Origin of the sequence: Amycolatopsis ponsaeliensis, from assembly GCF_030182635.1 — a bacterium.
GTDB classification, from domain to species: Bacteria; Actinomycetota; Actinomycetes; order Mycobacteriales; family Pseudonocardiaceae; genus Amycolatopsis; species Amycolatopsis ponsaeliensis.
Genome location: NZ_JAPZLD010000035.1, coordinates 112476 through 130948, shown reverse-complemented (window position 1 = coordinate 130948; position 18473 = coordinate 112476). Strand labels below are relative to the sequence as shown.

Annotated in this window: 18 protein-coding genes and 1 other RNA gene; 6 read left to right on the top strand and 13 right to left on the bottom strand. The window is 71.7% G+C overall.

The features are described from left to right. Positions 1-279: 279 nt before the first annotated feature. From ffs to QQ657_RS39225, 11 genes are all read right to left on the bottom strand, one after another. An RNA gene (ffs, locus tag QQ657_RS39275) (signal recognition particle sRNA small type) lies at positions 280-374 on the bottom strand. 21 nt (positions 375-395) lie between these two features. Further along, positions 396-995 (bottom strand): GTP-binding protein, encoded by a 600-nt coding sequence (locus QQ657_RS39270; RefSeq protein ID WP_284747417.1) that lies wholly within the window; start codon positions 993-995, stop codon positions 396-398. Then, positions 973-1329 carry a DUF742 domain-containing protein gene (locus QQ657_RS39265; RefSeq protein WP_284747422.1) on the bottom strand — a complete coding sequence of 119 codons (357 nt, stop codon included), beginning with the start codon at positions 1327-1329 and terminating at the stop codon, positions 973-975. Before QQ657_RS39265 ends, QQ657_RS39270 begins: the two co-directional genes overlap by 23 nt. Further along, on the bottom strand, positions 1329-1763 hold the full coding sequence (locus QQ657_RS39260; protein ID WP_284747416.1) for a roadblock/LC7 domain-containing protein: 435 nt from the start codon (positions 1761-1763) through the stop codon (positions 1329-1331). The genes QQ657_RS39265 and QQ657_RS39260 overlap by 1 nt, the downstream gene beginning before the upstream one ends. Beyond that, positions 1760-4456, bottom strand: coding sequence for a sensor histidine kinase (locus tag QQ657_RS39255; RefSeq protein WP_284747415.1), 2697 nt, complete (start codon positions 4454-4456; stop codon positions 1760-1762). Before QQ657_RS39255 ends, QQ657_RS39260 begins: the two co-directional genes overlap by 4 nt. Before the next feature lie 25 nt (positions 4457-4481). Then, a complete protein-coding gene (locus QQ657_RS39250; RefSeq protein ID WP_284747414.1) occupies positions 4482-5270 on the bottom strand; it encodes an ABC transporter ATP-binding protein in 789 nt (262 codons plus the stop codon). Next, complete coding sequence (locus tag QQ657_RS39245; RefSeq protein WP_284747413.1) at positions 5267-6202, bottom strand: ABC transporter permease; 936 nt, start codon at positions 6200-6202, stop codon at positions 5267-5269. Before QQ657_RS39245 ends, QQ657_RS39250 begins: the two co-directional genes overlap by 4 nt. Further along, the gene (locus tag QQ657_RS39240) at positions 6199-7206 is read right to left on the bottom strand and encodes an ABC transporter substrate-binding protein (RefSeq protein ID WP_284747412.1); all 1008 of its coding nucleotides are present in this window, start codon (positions 7204-7206) and stop codon (positions 6199-6201) included. Before QQ657_RS39240 ends, QQ657_RS39245 begins: the two co-directional genes overlap by 4 nt. A 556-nt stretch (positions 7207-7762) precedes the next feature. Next, positions 7763-9637, bottom strand: a complete 1875-nt coding sequence (locus QQ657_RS39235; RefSeq protein WP_284747411.1) for a glycosyltransferase family 39 protein — start codon at positions 9635-9637, stop codon at positions 7763-7765. A gap of 89 nt (positions 9638-9726) precedes the next feature. Continuing rightward, positions 9727-11247: a sensor histidine kinase gene (locus tag QQ657_RS39230; protein WP_284747410.1), complete on the bottom strand. Its 1521-nt coding sequence runs from the start codon at positions 11245-11247 to the stop codon at positions 9727-9729. After that, positions 11225-11974 carry a response regulator transcription factor gene (locus QQ657_RS39225; protein ID WP_276585749.1) on the bottom strand — a complete coding sequence of 250 codons (750 nt, stop codon included), beginning with the start codon at positions 11972-11974 and terminating at the stop codon, positions 11225-11227. Before QQ657_RS39225 ends, QQ657_RS39230 begins: the two co-directional genes overlap by 23 nt. Before the next feature lie 175 nt (positions 11975-12149). Here QQ657_RS39225 and QQ657_RS39220 point away from each other — a divergent pair, with 175 nt between their 5' ends. From QQ657_RS39220 to QQ657_RS39205, 4 genes are all read left to right on the top strand, one after another. After that, the gene (locus tag QQ657_RS39220) at positions 12150-12803 is read left to right on the top strand and encodes a hypothetical protein (protein ID WP_284747409.1); all 654 of its coding nucleotides are present in this window, start codon (positions 12150-12152) and stop codon (positions 12801-12803) included. Positions 12804-13030: 227 nt separating this feature from the next. Further along, a complete protein-coding gene (locus tag QQ657_RS39215; RefSeq protein ID WP_284747408.1) occupies positions 13031-14191 on the top strand; it encodes a sensor histidine kinase in 1161 nt (386 codons plus the stop codon). Continuing rightward, a complete protein-coding gene (locus QQ657_RS39210; RefSeq protein WP_284747407.1) occupies positions 14188-14859 on the top strand; it encodes a response regulator in 672 nt (223 codons plus the stop codon). The genes QQ657_RS39215 and QQ657_RS39210 overlap by 4 nt, the downstream gene beginning before the upstream one ends. A 4-nt stretch (positions 14860-14863) precedes the next feature. Continuing rightward, the gene (locus QQ657_RS39205) at positions 14864-15064 is read left to right on the top strand and encodes a hypothetical protein (protein WP_284747406.1); all 201 of its coding nucleotides are present in this window, start codon (positions 14864-14866) and stop codon (positions 15062-15064) included. On the opposite strand, the gene QQ657_RS39200 is transcribed toward QQ657_RS39205, so the two are convergent. Next, a complete protein-coding gene (locus QQ657_RS39200; RefSeq protein ID WP_284747405.1) occupies positions 15054-15500 on the bottom strand; it encodes a nitroreductase family deazaflavin-dependent oxidoreductase in 447 nt (148 codons plus the stop codon). The two genes, QQ657_RS39205 and QQ657_RS39200, sit on opposite strands and share 11 nt — an antisense overlap. A 127-nt stretch (positions 15501-15627) precedes the next feature. Here QQ657_RS39200 and QQ657_RS39195 point away from each other — a divergent pair, with 127 nt between their 5' ends. After that, on the top strand, positions 15628-16299 hold the full coding sequence (locus QQ657_RS39195) for a TetR/AcrR family transcriptional regulator (RefSeq protein WP_284747404.1): 672 nt from the start codon (positions 15628-15630) through the stop codon (positions 16297-16299). 13 nt (positions 16300-16312) lie between these two features. On the opposite strand, the gene QQ657_RS39190 is transcribed toward QQ657_RS39195, so the two are convergent. After that, positions 16313-16903 (bottom strand): TetR/AcrR family transcriptional regulator, encoded by a 591-nt coding sequence (locus QQ657_RS39190; protein ID WP_284747403.1) that lies wholly within the window; start codon positions 16901-16903, stop codon positions 16313-16315. A gap of 51 nt (positions 16904-16954) precedes the next feature. Here QQ657_RS39190 and QQ657_RS39185 point away from each other — a divergent pair, with 51 nt between their 5' ends. Further along, on the top strand, positions 16955-18472 hold the full coding sequence (locus tag QQ657_RS39185) for a 3-hydroxyacyl-CoA dehydrogenase (RefSeq protein ID WP_284747402.1): 1518 nt from the start codon (positions 16955-16957) through the stop codon (positions 18470-18472). Position 18473 lies beyond the last annotated feature (1 nt).

The following is an 18473-nucleotide window of genomic DNA, read 5'->3' as shown; positions in this document are numbered from 1 at the left end:
ACCACCAGAGCAGCAAGCTCGTCATACGACGGACGCCCATCCCCGGTCACACGATGATCATCGCACCACGACAACCACCACACGACCGGGGACCTGACTAGTTACAAACAGCGTTCTAACCCTGTTCCACACTCACGACCAGCCACGGCAGGAGAGGGCCGCGGCAGAGCACCCAGCTCGCGAGGAAGGCACCGTGGGGTTCCGGGGGCTCGGCCCCCGGGCGAAAGGACGAAGTGAAGGCCCGGCGAAGGGGCGAAGCCCCGAGAGCCGGAGCCGAAAAGAAGGGGACCCCGCGCACCCGTCAGAGCCTGCTTATCCTTGCTGCCTTCCGGCCCTGGGGAGGTTCACAGGGTGGACGCCGCGCGGGGTCCGAGGTCAAGTGTAGCGGGCTCCGCTCAGGCCCCCGCGCCCGCCTGGGCGCGAGCCTTCTTGAACGTGTTGTGCAGGACCGCCAGCAGGGCATCCCGCACCGAAAGCCTCTGCCGCGCGTCGAACGTGATCAGGGGGACGTCCTCGCTCACCGCCAGCGCCCACCGGATGTCCTCCAGGTTGTGCCCCAGTGCGCCGTCGAACATGTTCACCGCCACCACGAACGGCAGGCCCGCGTTCTCGAAGTAGTCGACCGCCGGGTAGCAGTCGTCCATGCGGCGGGTGTCCACGATCACCAGCGCGCCCAGGGCGCCGTGGACCAGGTCCTGCCACATGAAGCCGAAGCGGTCCTGGCCGGGTGTGCCGAACAGGTACAGCTTCACCTCGTCGTCGATCGTGATGCAGCCGAAGTCCAGGGCCACCGTTGTCGTGGTCTTCGACGGGACGTGGCCGGTGCGGTCGACGTTGGCCGCCACCGACGTGATCGCCGCCTCGGTCGTCAGCGGCTTGATCTCCGAGATGGACGACACCGCCGTCGTCTTGCCCACGCCGAAGCCGCCCGCGATGACGATCTTGACCGGGGCCGGCGGGCGGGCCGCCGGTTCAGTGAATGGCTTCGAGTCCACGAATGACCCTTTCGATCATGCCGAGGTCGTGCGAGTTGTGGTTCGCCGGCCGCCGGACGACGACGTAGCCCTGCTCGGCGAGGTCGGCCACCAGCACCCTGGCGACGCCGATGTGCAGGCCGAGCATGGCGGCCACCTCGGCGACCGACACCGTGCTCCGGCAGAGCGAGACGATCTCCTGCCGTTCGAACGTGAGCTTCGGGTGCGACGCCGCCCCGAGCCGGGACGTCATGACCTGCGCCTCGATCTCGAGGCTCTGGTCGACCGGCTGGGCCCGCCCCGAGGTCATCAGGTACGGCCGCAGGAGCGAAGGTTCCGAAGGTTCTTCGGTCATCACGAACCTACGGTGTTCTTGAGCTCCTCGATCAGGCCCGGCGTCAGGACTTCGGTGGCGCGGTTGGCGAACATGGCCATCTCGTAGGCGATCGTGCCCAGGCTGGCCTGCTTGTTGGCCAGGACGCCCAGCGAGCAGCCGATGCTGATGGTGCAGACCAGCAGGTACCCGTGCTGCAGCTCGATGATCACCTTGTCGGGCGAGCCGAGCGGGTGGCTTTCGGAGACGCCGTGGGCGAGGCCGAGCATGGCGGACGAGATCGCGGCCAGGCGGTCGGCGTTGGAGCGCTCGAGCTCCGAGGACACCGCGATCAGCAAGCCGTCGGCCGAGACCGCGATGGCGGCGATCGCGCCCGCGGTGTGTTGCGCGAAGCGGCTCACCAGCCAGTTGAAGTTCTGGGCTTCGACGCTGACGCCTGCTGCGGGGATGCTCATTTCCTGCTCTCTTCTTCTCGTTCCATCACACGACCGGCGACCACGCCTCGCGGCGGGCTGTCTGCCGTAATCTCGTCCGCCTTGGCGAGGCCGGCGGCGAACGAGTCGAACGCGGCCCGCTCGGCCGCCGGGTCCCGCTTGCCGCGGTCCACGGCGGCCCGTGCGGCCGGCCTGCCCGCGGCGACCTGCTGACGCAGGCCGGGGGCGAGCTGAGCCCCGGGGACCCGGCGGACCAGGCCGTCCCGGGACGGCGGGGCGGCGGGGACACCCGCCGGGGGCGACACGGGTTCCATGACGACGGTCCGGGGCGCGGACACCGGAGCCTCGGCGGCCATCGCCGAGTCCCCGGGCACGCGGACCGGCAGCGACGCGCCGTCGCCCGCGGAGACCTCGGCCGCCCGGGCGAAGGCGTCCTGGAACCCGTCCATCGCGGCCTTGGTCGCTTCCGGGTCGTGCCGCGGCTCCGGCGACACCGGCGCGGTGGTGCCCGGGCTCGGCAGCTGGGCGCCGCGGACGCGCCGCTTGAGCCCGCTCCGGCTTTCGGGAGCCCGCTCGGCCGCGACGTCCGGCTCGGCGTCCGGCCACACCGGTTCCAGCTCGTTGAACCAGCGGAAGCCGTTGCGGGAGCCCAGGAGCGCCGGGATCGCCGGCGAGGGCAGCTGAGCCGGTCTCGAATCGTCCGAAGTGGACACCGTGGCGGCCACCGCGACCGCTTCCGCGGGGCGCGCCTCGGGCACGGCCTGCGCCGGGATCACCGGCGCCGGCCTCACGCGCACTCCCGCGCGATGGCTGAACAGCGCCGACGGGATCGTCAGCCGCGCGGTCACGCCGCCGGTCGTCGGCGTCGCGAGCAGTTCGACGCCCAGGTCGTGGCGCCGCGCCAGGCGGCCGACCACGAACAGGCCGAGCACGCTGGTCGGCGCCAGCTCGAGCCGTTCGCGCTCGACGAGCCGCTGGTTCTCCTCGGCGAACTTCTGCGCGGTCATGCCGATGCCGTGGTCGACGATGTTCACCAGGCAGGAGCCGTCGGCGAGGAACATCGTGTCCACCTCGACCATGGATCCCGGCGGCGAGAACGACGTCGCGTTCTCCAGCAGCTCGGCGAACACGAGCACCAGGTCGGCGCCCAGTGCCGAGGACAGCAGGATTTCCGCGACGACACCGAGCTTGACGCGCTGGTAGTCCTCGATCTCGGCGAGCGCGGACCGCAGCGCCGTGGACAGCTCGATCGGGCCGGCGATGCGTGTCTCGTCGCGGGTGCCGGACACCACGAGCAGGTTGTCGGCGTTGCGGCGCAGGCGGGTGGAGAGGTGGTCGAGCCGGTAGAGGCTGGCCAGCAGCCGGGTGTCCTGCTCGTTGCGCTCGACCTCGTCGATCAGCGCGAGCTGGCGGCCGACGAGGTTCTGCGTGCGCTTGGCGACGTTCGCGAACATCAGGCTGGTGTTGCGCCGGGTGAGCGCCTGCCGTTCGACCAGCTCGGCCGCGGTGGTCTGGACCCGGTTGAACGCGGCGGCCAGCTTGCCCAGCTCGTCGCTCGAGACGACGTCGATGGTGGCCAGCCGCGGGACCTGCTCCTCGGCCTCTTCGGTGTCGGTCACGCGGACGAGCTCGGTGCCGGCGAGGTCGGCGACCGACGTCGCCGCGGTGGTCAGCCGCTGCAGCGGACGGGCGATCGAGCGGGACACCGCGACCGCGAGGAAGGCGACCAGGAGGAACAGCAGGCCCGCGCCGACGCCGACCAGCCACGCCAGCCGCGTGCCGGCGTCGGCACGGTCGGTCGCCGCGTCGGCGATCTCGCCGGTGACCCGCTCCTGGACCAGCTTCCGTTGTCCCGCCTGGCTTTCCGACGCGGTGAGGACGTCGGTGACGTACTGGGACGTCGCGGCGGCGTCCCGCGGGTTGCCGATCTGGGAGGCGAGCTCGTTGATCCGGCGGCCCGCGTCGCTCTGCTCGACGTTGACGACCATGGCGGACTGGTCGCGGTCGGTCTCGTCGTCGGCCTGCTGGACGAACCGGTCGGTGAAGATCGGCGCCTGCTGCGTCGCGTCGTCCAGGATGGACCGGCCGGCTTCGGGCGACACCGCCGTCACGATCAACGCCATGCCGCGCAACGAGTTCTCCTCGTTCGCGCGCAGCAGCGCCTCGAGCGCGGTCAGCTCCCGCGTGCCCTCGGCGTCACTGGTGAGCTGCGGGACCAGCCGCAGCGAGTCGATCACCGCCCCGATCACGGCGTGGTAGGTGCGGGCGACGCTGTCGAGCGCGACCCCGCGCCGCTCGGCGTTCTGCCGCACCTCGGTCAGCGAGCCGATCCGGGTCAGCGCCGCGGAAAGCTCGTCCGGCGCGTCGGCACCCAGCGACGACCGCACGTTCTCGACCGCCGCGTTCACCGTCTTCTGCTGCTGCAGCATCTGGCCGGCCGGCATCGACGGCGTCGCGACGTACGCGCCGGTGAGCAGCCGCTCGCGCTGCAGCTGCCAGACCAGCCCGCCGAGCTGCTGGGTGTGCCGCGCCACCGTCGCCGACTGCGTCGCCGCCACGGCGCTGTTCGCCTGGGTCAGCACGAACGGCACCGACACCAGGACCACCGCGACCAGCGGGGGCAGGAGCAGCAGGTTCAGCTTGCCGCGAATGCCGAGCCGGGCGAGGAATCCCCCGCCGCCGGCCCGGTCCGCGGTCGCCCCGCCGTGCCTCATGCCCACACCTTCCCGTCTTCCGTTCTCACCCGTCCGCGGCCACTCGGCCGACGTGGCCGCGGTGCTGCTCCCGGACGAGGTCCTCGATCCGGGCGCGCAGCGCGAGGAACCGCGGCTCGCGCTTCACCGCCAGGTCCCGCTCGGCGGGCAGCGTCACCTCGACGTCGGCGGCGATCCGGCCGGGGTCGGAGGCGAGCACCACCACCCGGCCGCCCAGGAACACCGCTTCCTCGACGTCGTGGGTGACCATCAGCACCGTGGTGCCGGTGTCGGCCCACACCTGGCGGATGAGCACCTGCATGTCCTCTTTGGTCTGGACGTCCAAGGCGCCGAAGGGTTCGTCCAGCAGCAGGACATCCGGTTCGCACGCGAGCGCCCGCGCGATCGCGACGCGCTGCTTCTGGCCGCCCGAAAGCTGTTTCGGCAGCGACTTGCGCACGCCGTGGAGCCCGGTCTCGGCGAGGTACCAGTCCACGCGCTTGGCGCGCTCGGCCGCGTCGACCGGCAGCAGCTCGAGTCCGAACGCGACGTTCTTCTCGACGGTCCGCCACGGGTACAGCGCGCCGGCCTGGAAGACGAGCCCGCGGTCCGGGCCGGGGCCGGTCACCGGGACGCCGTCGAGCAGGATCTCGCCTTCGGTCGGGCTGCTGAGCCCGGCCACCAGCGACAGCAGCGTCGACTTGCCCGAGCCGCTCGCGCCGACGACGCAGACGAACTCGCCGCGCAGCACTTCGAGGTCGACGCCGTCGAGCGCGCGCGTCACCCGGCCGCGGACGTGGTAGTCCTTCGCGACGTTCCGCAGTTCCAGCGTCATGCCGCCCACTTCCCGACGCGCGTGCGCAGCAGGCGCAACAGGACGTCGATGACCAGCCCGGCGATCCCGATGACCACGAGCACGGCGAAGATCTTGTCCGTCTGGAGGAACCGCTGCGCCCGGACGATCCGGTAGCCGAGGCCCGCCGAGGAGTTGATCAGCTCGGCGACGACCACGAAGTTCCACGCCGCGGCGGCATTGACGCGGATCGCGTCGATCATGCCCGGCAGCGAGTGCGGCACGACGATCTTGCGCAGCACCTCGCCCCGGCGCGCGCCGAGGGTGTAGGAGACGTCGAGGAGCTCGCCCGGCACGCCGCGGACGACGTCGGCGGTCATCAGCGTGTTGAAGAAGACCGTCCCGATGAAGAGGATGGCGATCTTCGACGGCTCGCCGAGGCCGAGCCAGATGATCAGCAGCGGGATGAACGCGCTCGCCGGCAGGTAGCGCAGCAGCCCGATCAGCGGCTCGAAGAACGCCTGCCCAGCGGTGAAGCTGCCCATCAGGATCCCGAGCGGCACCGACACCAGCACGGCGAGGCCGAAGCCTTCGAGCACCCGCTGGGTCGTCGCCCAGAGGTCGTCGAAGAGCTCACCGGTGCTCGCCATGTCGATGCCGGCCTTGACCACCGCGGCCGGGGACGGCAGGAACGTCGAGTCGACGACCCCGCTGACGCTCAGCACGATCCAGGCGAGGAACGGGATGGCGAACGACAGCACCGCCAGCGTCCAGCGCGCCGACGCGGAAATCGGCGTGCGCAGGGAAAACAGAGCCGACGCGGCCTTCGGCGTGGTCCGGCGCGGCAGCGGAGCCCAGGCCGGGCGGCCGGACTCCTGCCGTTCGGCGAGCAGCTGCTCGGCCTCCAGCTCCCCGGCCGCGAGTTCGTCGGCCGGGGAGGCGGAGGCCGCCGTGCGCTGGGTCGGACCGGTCACTGCGGGGTGGCCTTCACGAACTGGTCGTCGAACAGCCCGTCCAGCGAAGGCCGCTGCTGGGCGAGCCCGGTGTTCACGATGAAGTCGACGATCTTGTTCGCCTGGAAGTCGAGGTGCTGCGCGGTGACGCCGGGCGTGAACGCGTCGAGGTTCTGCTGGCGCGTGAAGATCGTGGTGCCGGCGTCGTAGGACTTGTAGTCCGCGTCGGAGACACCGCCGCGCTTGGCCATGATCCCGACGGCCGCGTCCTTGTTGTTCTTGATCCAGGTGAGCGTCTCGAACCAGGTGTTGACCAGCGCCTGGACGTCCTTCGGGTGGTCCTTGATCAGCTTCTGCGACGTGACGAGGTGGTCCGGGATGGCGCCCGGGAACTCCGCCGACGTCGAGATCGCGCGGCTGCCCGGGCGCTCGAGGGCTTTCGAGGTGAACGGCGCGAACGCGCCCACCGCGTCGACCTGGCCGCCGACGAACGCGGCCGCCGCGGCGTCGGTCGGCAGGTTGACCAGCTCGATGTCCTTTTCGGTCAGCTTCGCTTCCTGCAGCGCGAGCAGCAGCAGGTAGTGGTCGACCGTCCCCTGCTCGACCGCGACCTTCTTGCCCTTGAGGTCGGCGACGGCGTTGATCCCGTCCCGCGCGATGATCTTGTCGTTGCCGGTCGAGTTGTCGTTCACCAGCACGATCGACAGCTTCGCGCCGCCGGACGCCGAGGAGAGCGTGTCGTTGAGGGTCTGGCTGTTCGCGTCGATGGCCCCGCTGGAGAGCGCGTTGATGCTGTCGGTGTAGTTGTCGAAGTACTTCAGGTCGACGTTCACGCCGTTCTTCGCGAACAGGCCCTGCTCCTGCGCCACCTGCCAGGGGAACCAGCCCGGCCAGGCGCTGAACCCGAGGGTGATCTTGTCGCCGCTGCCGCTCGCGGAACTGTCACTGCAGCCCGAAAGGGCGGTGACCGCGGCGAGGGTCAGCAAGGTCAGGAGCACCGTCAGCCGACGGGGGCGGGAAGTCACAGCGAAACTCCAAAAGGCGGGGGAAGTGGAGTGTTGCGGCGCCGAAAGCGCACAGTCATCGCTGCTCTCTTCCAGGCGCACCTGATCGGGTCACGGATGAGAGAACGCGGACAAGGTTTCACCCACACCCAGTGAGATCCGGTCCCTCGACGCACCGGATCAGCTACCCCTTGTCCCTCACCCGGCGGAGAGCCTAGCGAGAGGCACAAGATCACCACAATGCCCCGAGGATGCCTCCGAACGAGTGATCCACGCCTGGGCCAACCAGCGTCATCGACGTTTTCGACGGTCACCGCCGACCGGCTTTCTGTCGGCCGCCCGGCCAAGATCCTGGCCGCGGGCCCGTGCAGCTGCACGGGCTGTAGTCCCTCGTCGTTACCCCGCAGCGTGATCATCACTGAGCGCTATTCACCGGAACCGAACAATCGTTCGGAATGCGTCACTCATCGGGACCGCATTCGAACAGGTGTGCGCCTCCGCCGTTATCGCACCGGCCTCGAATCCGGGAATGATTCCTCGACTGTTAACACGCCGGAAACAATCGGCCGAATTTCGATCAGCCGACAGATTTCGTGAGGTCGTAAACCGTCGTGCCGCCGACGGTCACCGGCGCGAAGTTCTGCTCGACCCACGTCTGGATTTCGCCCGAGGTACCGCGGCCGCCGCCGAAGCCGCCCCGCCCGCCGGCGACGAAGTAGTGGATGTCGCCGGCCGCGACGTACTGCTGGAACCGCGCGAGCGTCGGCGCCGGGTCGCTGCCGCTGAAGCCGCCGATCGCGAGCACCGGCCGTCCGCTCGACAGCGCCAGCCCGGCCGACTGCATCGCGCCGCTCTGCGCCGCGGCCCACTTCGTCGTCGTGTTCTTCAGCAGGTCGATCACCGCGGTGTCGGTCTGGCCTTCGCCGAACCCGCCCCGGGCGCCGAACCCGCGTCCGCTCGCGGCGGCCGGACCCGACGACGGCGTGCCGCCGGAGTGCGCGGTCGCCGCCGTGGCCAGGGTGAAGGACGCCGTCCCGAGCAACGCGCCGCAGAGGCCGACGACCGCCACCGCCGGGCCGAAGCGCCGGAGCCGGTCGGCGCCGAAGAGCAGCGCCAGCACCCCGGCCGCGCCGAGCACGAGCAGCGCGTAGCGGATCCACGGCTGCCAGTCCGGCGTGCGCGCGAGCAGCACGAAGCCCCAGACCGCGGTGACCGCGAGCAGCACGGCCAGCACCGCGCGGGCCGCGAAGTTCGCCCGGCCGTGCCACAGCTCACGCGCGGAAATCCCCAGCGTGGCCGCGATTCCCGGGGCCAGCGCGACCGTGTAGTACGGGTGGATGATGCCGCTCATGTAGCTGAACACGAGCGTCGTGACAACCAGCCAGCCGCCCCAGAGCAGCAGTGCCGCGCGGGTCCGGTCGGTGCGGGGCGCGCGGCGGGTGAACCACAGCCCCGCGACCAGGCCGATCACCGCGGCGGGCAGCAGCCACGAGGCTTCACCGCCGAACTCGCCGCTGAACAGCCGCGTCAGGCCGGTTTCGCCGCCGAAGCCGCCCCCGAAGCCGCGGCCGCCGGCTCCGGACGGTGGCGTGAACGTCCCGCCGCCCCCGCCCCGGCCCTCGCCGAAGATCCGGCCGAGGCCGTTGTAGCCGAAAGCCAGTTCCAGCACGGTGTTGTCGGTCGAGCCGCTGATGTACGGCCGGTCCGCCACCGGCCAGAGCGCGACGACCGCGATCCACCAGCCCGCGGAGACGAGCACCGCACCGGCCGCGGCGAACAACTGGCCGATCCGGCGCCCGAGCGACGTCGGCGCCGCGACCGCGTACGCCAGCACGAACGCCGGCAAGACGAGGAATGCCTGCAGCATCTTGTCGAGGAAGCCGAACCCGACCGCGACCCCGGCGAGCAGCAGCCACTTCGTGCTCGCGTGCTCCAGCGCACGCACGACGCAGTACGCGCCGGCGACGAGCAGCAGCACGAGGAAGGCGTCGGGGTTGTCGTAGCGGAACATGAGCGCGGCGACCGGCGTCAGCGCGAGCCCGGCCCCGGCGAGCAGGCCCGCGCCCGGGCCGGACAGTCGTCGCACGGCGAGGTAGAGCAGGCCCACCGAGGCGACGCCGGCGAGCGCGTTCGGCACGAGCAGGCTCCAGCTCGAGAAGCCGAAGAGCCGGCCGGACAGCCCCATGACCCACAGCGAGAACGGCGGCTTGTCGACGGTGACGACGTTGCCGGGGTCGAGCGAACCGAAGAACAGCGCCTTCCAGCTCCACGTGCCGGCCTGGGCGGCCATCGCGTAGAAGTCGTTGGCCCAGCCCGTTTTCGCCAGGTCCCACAGGTAGAGCAGCCCGGTGCCGGCCAGCAGCGCGGCGACGGAAGGCTTGACCCACCGCGGTTTCCGGGCGGCTTCGGGAGCGGGCTGGGCGTGTTCGGGCGCCGACAGCGTGGTCGTCATGAAGCTCACGGTGTCGGCGCCGCATGTGGTGAACTTGTGCCGAACCTGTGCACCGGCTGTGCATCAGCCCCGATCGGGTGCGACCGTCGTCACTCCGGGGCCGGCGCCTCCGGGAACGTGATCTCGAACTCCGTGCGCCCCGGCCGGCTCTGCACCCCGACCCGGCCGCCGTGCGCCGCGACCACCGCGGCCACGATCGCCAGCCCGAGCCCGGTGCTCCCGGCCGCCCGCGAGCGCGAGTTGTCGCCGCGGGCGAAGCGCTCGAAGATGTCCGGGAGGATGTCCGGCGGGATGCCCGGGCCGTCGTCGGCCACGCGGAGGCGGAGTTTTCCGTCCGAAGTGGACAGCGAGGTGGTCACCGTCGTGCCCGCCGGGGTGTGCGTGCGCGCGTTGGCCAGCACGTTGATCACCACCTGGTGCAGCTGGCCCGCGTCGCCGAGGACGCCGATCGGCTCGCCGGGGACGTCCATCAGCCACTTGTGACCCGGGCCCGCGACGTGCGCGTCCGCGACCGCGTCGGCCACCAGCCGGCACAGGTCCACCCACTCGTGCACCACCTGGCGGCCGGAGTCGAGGCGCGCGAGCAGCAGCAGGTCCTCCACCAGCGTCGTCATCCGGCGCGACTCGGACTCGACGCGGCTCATCGCGAACGCGACGTCCGGCGGCACCTGCTCGCCACTGCGCCGGGTCAGCTCCGCGTAGCCCCGGATCGCCGCCAGCGGCGTGCGCAGCTCGTGGCTCGCGTCCGCGACGAACTGGCGGACGCGGTTCTCGCTCGCGTGCCGCGCGCTCAACGCGTTCGCGACGTGCTGGAGCATCCGGTTCAGCGCCGAGCCGACCTTTCCGACCTCGGTGCCCGGGTCGGTGTCGGCGTCCGGAACCCGTTCCGACAGCGCGACTTCACCGCGGTCGAGCGGCAGCTCGGAGACGCGCGTCGCGGTCGCGGCCAGCCGGTCGAGCGGTTTCATCGTGCGCCGGATCGTCGCCGCGCCGACCGCGCCGGCCACCAGGATCCCGGCGAGCGCGACCCCGCCGAGGATGAACCCCAGCCGCCAGAGCGTCTCGTTGACGTCCGTCAGCGGCAGGCCGATGACGGTCTTCTCGCCGCCGGGCGACGTCGTCGAGACGACGCGGTAGTCCCCGAGCTTGCCGCCGAGGTCGATGCTGTACGGCTTCCCGTCGGACGGCAGGGCGAGCAGGGCCAGCGTCTGGCCCTTCTCGATGTTCCGGAACGGCGCTCGCCGCTTCGGCAGCGAACTGGTGACGGTGGAGTCGATCACCGACCCGGTGGCGCGCGAGCCGATCTGGACGACGGCGAGCGTGCCCTCGCCCTGGCCCAGCGCGCGCAGCGGGTCCGGCGGCGGGGCCTCGCCGTCGTAGGTCCACGGCGGCGGCCGGTCCGCTCCGTGCGCGGCGCGATCGGTCGCCGCGGCGAGGCGCTTGTCCTGCTGGCCGACGAGGAACTCGCTCAGCGCGAACTCCGTGACCACGCCGACGACCAGGCACACCAGCGCGAGCAGCGCGGCGAGCTGGACGATCAGCCGCCGCCGCAACGACCACGGCCGCTGCGCCCGGAACCGCCGCCGCTCAGCCCGCTGGCTTGAGGACATACCCGGCGCCCCGCATGGTGTGGATCATCGGCTCGCGGTCGGCGTCGATCTTCTTGCGCAGGTAGGAGATGTAGAGCTCGACGATGTTGGCCTGACCGCCGAAGTCGTAGCTCCAGACGCGATCCAGGATCTGGGCCTTCGACAGCACCCGCTTCGGGTTGCGCATGAGGTAGCGCAGCAGCTCGAACTCGGTCGCGGTCAGCGGCACGAGGTCGCCGCCGCGGTGCACCTCGCGGCTGTCTTCGTCGAGGGTGAGGTCGCCGACGACCAGCTGCGACCCGCTCGCGCCGGTCACCCCGCCGGCCCGGCGCAGCAGCGCGCGCAGGCGCAGCGCGACCTCTTCGAGGCTGAAGGGCTTGGTGACGTAGTCGTCGCCGCCCGCGGTGAGCCCGGCGATGCGGTCCTCGACCGCGTCCTTCGCCGTCAGGAAGAGCACGGGCAGGTGTGGTGCCTCGGAACGCATTCTCCGCAGGACTTCGAGGCCGCTGAAGTCGGGGAGCATGACGTCGAGGACGACGGCGTCGGGGCGGAAGTCGCGCGCGATCCGGACGGCTTCCGTGCCGTCACCCGCGCTGCGCACCTCCCAGCCCTCCATGCGCAGGGCCATCGACACGAGCTCGGCCAGCGTCGCCTCGTCGTCGACGACGAGGACCCGCACCGGGCTCCCGTCGGCGCGGCGCAGGTCGGCCTTGCCGGGGCCGGGTGACGTGGCGTTCATAGCGGTCATAGTGCCATCTTCTCGGCGGCGCTTCGGTGCTCACTGTGCCCGCGCTGTGCGTTTCCTGTGAGAGTCCTTCGTTCGGGTAAGGGAGCCACAGCGCGTGCTGACGCCCCGCACAGCTCAAACACAGCCTCGGCGGCGAGTCTGGCCTGGACCAGTGTGGGTACCACCGGAGGACACGATGACGACCGAGCCGACGCCGAACACGCCGCCCGAGGGCGGCCCGGCACCCGCCGCGAGCACCCCGGCCCCGGCCAACTGGGGTGACCCGGGCGCGGCCGCACCGAAGAAGGGCTGGTCCGGCAAGAAGACGGCGATCGCGGCCGGCATCGCGGTGGTCATCGCGGCCGGCGGCGGCGCGGCGATCTGGGCGGGCACCAGCAGCGCGGACAATTCCGCCCAGCAGGGCCCGGGCGGCTTCGGCGGCCCGGGCGGCGGCCAGTTCCCCAGGGGAGGCCAGGGCCAGGGCATGCCGGGCGGCGGTTTCGGCGGCGGAATGGCAGCGCTGCGCGAGGCGCTCCACGGAGACTTCGTGGTGTCGAACGGCAGCGGCGGCTACACGACGGAGCGTCTCCAGACGGGCGACGTGACGGAGCTGAGCGCGACGTCGGTGACGCTGACGAGCAAGGACGGCTACAAGCAGACGTACACGCTCGACGGATCGACCCAGAAGACGGGCGACGTGAAACAGGGCGACACGAACGTGACGGTGGTGGCGAAGGTCGACGGCCAGACGGCGACGGCGACGTCGCTGGGCCAGGCACTGCAGGGACAGGGGCAGCGCCAGCCGGGCCAGCGCCGAGGCGGCGACTACTCGGCCCGCCCGACCACCTGACGGCCGGAGCGCCCGGCCAAACGTCTTGAATGAGTCATTCAGGACCTCGCACGCCCTGAATGACTCATTCAAGACAACCGCCGGCAGGTGCCGTGAGCGGGTCATGACCTCCGGACCGCCCGGCCACTGACCCTCCCGACAGGGAGCATCCCGGTGCTGCGTCCCCCTCCCGCCGCATCGGGGCGTTCCCGCCCACCGCACCCTTCGACTAGGGCACAGTTGCGGGTGTGCACGACATCAGCGGATCCCTGCGGCGCCAGTCGCTGCTGGTCGCGCTGGTCTGCGTCGTCTGCGACGCCGCCCTCTTCGGCCTCCGCGCCCAGGCCCAGTTCGGCGAAACCGGCTGGCGCGCCTGGGCCGTCCTCCTCGGCGGGATCGCCGTCAACGCCGCCCTCGCCGGCCCCGCGCGGTACTCCGGCTGGGTCGCCCTGGCGCACGCCCTCCTCTTCGCCGGCGCGCCGCTGCTCCTCTGCACCTGCCAGGGGTACGTCGTCGGGAACAACGCCGGCATCCTGATCGCCGGCTACCGGGCCGGCGCCTGGCTGCGGCCGAAACCCGCCGTCCTCGCGCTCCTCGCCCTGCTCGCCGGCGTCGTCGCCGGGTGCATCGAAGGCGGCGGGCGCACAGCGTCCGACTGGCGGCTGATCGCCATCAGCGTCAGTGTCAGCGGGCTGCTGCCGTGGCTGGTCGGCCGGTACACGACCGCCCGGCGCGCCTACATCGCCGATCTCGAGCGCGAGGCGGACGAACGCCGCCAGCACGAAGAAGAGGCCGTGCGAAGGGCCGTCACCGAAGAGCGCACGACCATCGCGCGCGACCTCCACGACGTCATCTCCCACCACGTCAGCGCCATCGGCGTGCACGCCGGCGCGGCCCGGCTCGGCCTGCCCGACGGCGACTCGCCGGTGCGCAAGTCGCTCGGCGCGGTCGAGTCCGCCAGCCGCTCGGCGATGGCCGACCTGCGCCGCCTGCTCGACCTCCTGCACGCCGAAACCAACGCCGAACAGCCCGGCCTGGATAACCTCGACGAGCTCGTCGAGACCGTCCGCGCGGCCGGCCTGCCGACCCGGCTGACCCTGCGCGGCGAACCCCGCGAGCTCCCCGGCTCGCTCGACGTCGCCCTGTACCGCATCGCCCAGGAGGCCCTGACCAACGCGCTGCGCCACGGCACCGGCCCGGTCGAAGTGGAGCTGACCCACGGCCGCACCGAAGTCGTGCTCACCGTGACGAACGGCCTGCGCCCCGACCGCACCACGCAAAAGGAGCACGCGCACCGCGGCCTGGCCGGCATCCGCCAGCGCGTCACCCTGTTCGGCGGCCAGGTCTCCTACGGCGAAACCGGCGAGCACTGGCAGCTGCGCACGACCTTCCCGGTGGAGAGCACATGATCCGCGTCCTGCTGGCCGACGACCACGCGATGTTCCGCTCCGGGATGCGCGCGCTGCTCGACACCCAGCCCGACTTCACCTGCGTCGGCGAGGCGTCCGACGGCCGTGAAGCGGTCGCCGAAACCGCCCGCCTGCGCCCGGACGTCGCGGTCCTCGACGTCCGGATGCCCCGCCTCGACGGCCTCGCCGCCACCGAGGCGATCCTCGCCGCGCCGGGCAACGACACCCGCGTCCTCGTGCTCACGACCTACGACGCCGACGAGTACGTCTACCGCGCGCTGCGTGCCGGGGCGAGCGGGTTCCTGCTGAAGAGCCTGGCGCCGGAGGAGCTGGTCGCGGCGATGCGGGTGGCCGCGCGCGGCGACGCGCTGATCGACCCGTCGGTGACCCGGCGGCTGGTCGCGAAGTTCACGTCGGTGCTCGAACCCGCGGCTGCCGAACCACCCGAGCTGGCTCGGCTCACCTCCCGCGAACGGGAGGTCCTGCTGCTGATCGCCAACGCCGGCAGCAACGCCGAGATCGCGCGGCAGCTGCACGTCGGCGAGGAGACGGTCAAGACGCACGTGTCGCGGGTGCTGTCGAAGCTCGGGCTGCCCGACCGCGTGCACGCCGTCGTCTACGCCTACAAGCACAAACTCGTCCCGGACGAGCGACCCGCCTTAGACTGACCCGATGAAGCGCTGGATCACCTTCGCGGTCGGGATCGTGCTCGTGCTGGTCGGCGCCGTCTGGGTGCTGCAGGGCATCGGCGTGATCACCGGCAGTTTCATGACCGGGCAGAAGCTGTGGTTCCTGATCGGGCTGGTCGCGTTCCTGGTGGGCGTGGTGCTGGTCGCGGCGAACGTGACCAAGCGGCGCAAACCTACTTCGTGAAGATCTCGAAGACCGGGTAGCCGGGCGCGATCTCGCGCAGCTTCTCGTCCGAGGCCTTCGCGTCGACGCCGTCGAAGAACACGCCGACCTCGAACTTCCAGCGCTTGAGGTAGGGGCGCAGGATGCCGGGCTTCTCGTCGTCGCCCAGCTCGCGGAAGGTGAACTCCTCGACGCGACGCCCGACGCGCAGCGTGCCCTGGTCGGCGGCCCGCAGGTTGCGCACCCACTGCGTCTCGCCGCGCGGGGCGACGAGGTAGCGCACGCCGTCGACGGTCAGCAGGTTCACCGGCACCGACCGCGGCTCGCCGCTCTTGCGCCCGACGACGGTCAGCACCCGGCTGCCCCACACGCTGAAGCCCATCCGGGTCAGCTTCGCGACGGCCTCGTTGAAAACGTTGGTGGCCTTCTTCGGCTCGATGTAGCGGGCGGCGGTCATGGTGTCCTCCGAAGTTCTGGGAGAGCAGTGCTCTCGGTTAAGAGCAGTGAACACCAGAGCGCTGCACGCTGTCAAGAGCACTGCTCTCTATTTTGTGCGCCGCTCTCGTCATGGCACACTGATCCCCATGACCGCGACCCGGACCGCGCGCGAACGTGCCCGCGCCGAACTCACCCAGGAGATCAAGGACGAGGCCCGCCGCCAGCTCGCCGAAGTCGGCGCGCACGGGCTTTCGCTGCGCGCGGTGGCGCGGGAGCTGGGCATGGTGTCGTCCGCGCTCTACCGGTACTTCCCCAGCCGCGACCGGCTGCTGACCGACCTGATCGTCGACGCCTACAACGCGATCGGCGAGGCGGCCGAGCAGGCGGACCCGGGCAAAGGCGCCCCCCGCGACCGGTGGCTCGCGATCTGGCAGGCAACCCGCGAGTGGGCCCGCGCGCACCCGCACGAGTACGCGCTGATCTACGGCTCGCCGATCCCCGGCTACCAGGCCCCGCAGGACACGGTCGCGCCCGCGGCCCGCGTCGCGCTGGCCCTGGTCAAGGTGCTCACGCACACCGAGCTGCGAGAAATCGACGGCGACGTCCCACCCCAGCTGCGTGCCCAGGCCGAGACGCTCACGAAGGTCCTCGGGATCGTCGCCGGCCCCGAGACCGTGGCCCGGCTGCTCATGGCGTGGACCCAGCTGTTCGGCGCGATCAACTTCGACCTGTTCGGCCAGTACGTCGGCAGCGTCGACCCGGCCGACGAGTTCTTCACCCACTCGGCGAAGCGGATGGCGGAGTTCGTCGGTCTCTAGCGCAGCCAGGTCTCTAGCGCAGCCAGGTCCGCAGCAGCAGCTCGACGGCGTCGGCGATCACCGTGTCGCTCGTGCCTTCCGGGCTCAGGTAGCGCTGCCGGAGCAGGCCGTCCTCCAGCGCGTGGATGATCAGCGCGAGGAACGCCGGGTCGGCCGGCGGCGTGACACCGCGGGCGGCGAACGTCGCACGCACACTCACCTCGATCAGCTCGCGCGCGGCCCGCTCGTTCGCACCCGCCGACGGCCGGGCCTCCGGGTTGCGCAACGCGTACAGCGTCAGCTCGGTGCGCAGCGCGAACCACTCGGGCAGGTGCTCGGCGCGCGCCGCGTGCCACTCCTTCAGCTGCGCCATGACGTCACCCTCGAGCGCGGCCACCTCCACCGCCTCCCGCGAGCGGCGCTGGGCCAGCAGCGCCACGACCAGCTCGTGTTTGTCCTCGAAGTTGCCGTAGAACGCCCCGCGCGTGTACCCGGCGCGCTCGGCGATCTGCTCGACCGATGTGCCGTTGACCCCACGCTCGGCGAACAGCTCCGCGGCCGCCGCGAGCAGCCGGTCCTTCGTCCGTTCGCGGCTTTCCGCCCGCGTCAGCCGCTTCCCCGTCACGGCCGAGACGGTACCGTCGGCCAACGGCATCGGCGGGAAGGCGGGCACGACGTGACGGGGTGGGCCGGAAAGGTCGGCAGGATCCGGGTGATCGGGACCGGGGTGATGGGCCGCGGGATCGTCCAGCTCGCCGCGACCGCGGGGGTGACCGTCGAACTCGCCGACGTCCGGCGCGAAGCCGTCACCGAGGCGATCGACCACGTCGGCGCGATGGTCGGCAAGCTGGCCGCGAAGGGCAAGCTCGACGACCCGCAGGCGGTCAAGGACCGGCTGGTCGCGGTGGACGCCCCGGACGCGCCCGCGGACGGCGTCGACCTCGTCGTCGAGGCCGTGCGCGAGGACATCGCGACGAAGCGGGCCCTGTTCGCCGGCCTCGAGCGCGTCTGTCCACAGGAGACGATCTTCGCGACGAACACCAGCTCGCTGTCGGTCACCGAGATCGCCGCGGAGCTGGCCGACCCCGGCAGGCTGATCGGCCTGCACTTCTTCAACCCGGTGCCGCTGATGCGCCTGGTCGAGGTGGTCCCGGGCACGCGCACGCACGACTGGCTGCCCGGCGAGGCGCTCGAGCTGGTCAAGAGCTGGGGCCACGAGCCGGTGCTGGCGAAGGACGCGCCGGGCTTCCTGGTCAACCACGCCGGGCGCGGCCTGAACACCGAGGCGCTGCAGATCCTCGCCGAGGCGCTGGGCGAGCCGGCCGACGTCGACCGCGTCGCGCGGGACGTGCTCGGCCTGAAGCTCGGGCCGTTCGAGCTGCTCGACCTGACCGGCCTCGACGTGTCCCACGCGGTGCTGGAGAGCATCTGGAGCGGCTTCCACGGCGAACCGCGGCTGCGGCCGTCGTGGCTGACGCGGCCGCGCGTCGCCGCCGGGTTGTTCGGGCGCAAGAACGGCGAAGGCTTCTACTCCTACGCCGAGGGGAAGCAGCAGGTCCCCGAGGAGCCGGCGGCACCGCCGAAGCCGTCGAGCCCGGTGTTCGCGGCGGACGAGCACCTCGGCCGCGTGCTGTCGGCGGCCGGCGTGCAGGTGGTGCCGGACGCGTACCCGGACTCGGTCCTGCTCGTCCCGCTCTACGGCGAGTCCACAGTGGACGCGGGCACGCGCGCGGGCCTGCCGCTGGACCGCGTCGCCGGCGTCGATCCCATGGGCGGCTACGAGCGGCGCCTGACGATGTCGGTCCACCCGGGCCTCGACCCGGCGGCGGGCCGCGCGGCCTGGGGCGCGCTGGCGGCGACGGGCCACCCGGTGACGGTGGTCCGCGACGGCCCGGCCCCGATCGCCCAGCGCCTCCTGGCGTCCATCGTCAACACGGCGTGCTTCATCGCGGGCCAGAACCTGGCGTCCCCGGAGGACATCGACACGGCGGTCCGGCTGGGGCTCGGCTACCCGCGCGGCCCGCTGGCCTGGGGAGACCTGGTGGGCGGCGACATCGTGCTGCGGATCCTGCGCGGCCTGGCGGCGTCCACCGGGGATCCGCGCTACCGGCCGAGCCCGTGGCTGACCGAGCGGGTGGCACTCGGCTTGCCGCTGGCGTCGACCGGCACCACGCCCGCGGACCTGCGTTCCTGAC

What these genes read in the sequence shown, in the direction of transcription:
- QQ657_RS39265 (WP_284747422.1), bottom strand. Translation starts at nt 1,329, where the DNA reads ATGACCGAAGAACCTTCGGAACCTTCGCTCCTGCGGCCGTACCTGATG.
- QQ657_RS39260 (WP_284747416.1), bottom strand. Translation starts at nt 1,763, where the DNA reads ATGAGCATCCCCGCAGCAGGCGTCAGCGTCGAAGCCCAGAACTTCAAC.
- QQ657_RS39255 (WP_284747415.1), bottom strand. Translation starts at nt 4,456, where the DNA reads ATGAGGCACGGCGGGGCGACCGCGGACCGGGCCGGCGGCGGGGGATTC.
- QQ657_RS39250 (WP_284747414.1), bottom strand. Translation starts at nt 5,270, where the DNA reads ATGACGCTGGAACTGCGGAACGTCGCGAAGGACTACCACGTCCGCGGC.
- QQ657_RS39235 (WP_284747411.1), bottom strand. Translation starts at nt 9,637, where the DNA reads ATGACGACCACGCTGTCGGCGCCCGAACACGCCCAGCCCGCTCCCGAA.
- QQ657_RS39230 (WP_284747410.1), bottom strand. Translation starts at nt 11,247, where the DNA reads ATGTCCTCAAGCCAGCGGGCTGAGCGGCGGCGGTTCCGGGCGCAGCGG.
- QQ657_RS39225 (WP_276585749.1), bottom strand. Translation starts at nt 11,974, where the DNA reads ATGACCGCTATGAACGCCACGTCACCCGGCCCCGGCAAGGCCGACCTG.
- QQ657_RS39220 (WP_284747409.1), top strand. Translation starts at nt 12,150, where the DNA reads ATGACGACCGAGCCGACGCCGAACACGCCGCCCGAGGGCGGCCCGGCA.
- QQ657_RS39210 (WP_284747407.1), top strand. Translation starts at nt 14,188, where the DNA reads ATGATCCGCGTCCTGCTGGCCGACGACCACGCGATGTTCCGCTCCGGG.
- QQ657_RS39205 (WP_284747406.1), top strand. Translation starts at nt 14,864, where the DNA reads ATGAAGCGCTGGATCACCTTCGCGGTCGGGATCGTGCTCGTGCTGGTC.
- QQ657_RS39200 (WP_284747405.1), bottom strand. Translation starts at nt 15,500, where the DNA reads ATGACCGCCGCCCGCTACATCGAGCCGAAGAAGGCCACCAACGTTTTC.
- QQ657_RS39195 (WP_284747404.1), top strand. Translation starts at nt 15,628, where the DNA reads ATGACCGCGACCCGGACCGCGCGCGAACGTGCCCGCGCCGAACTCACC.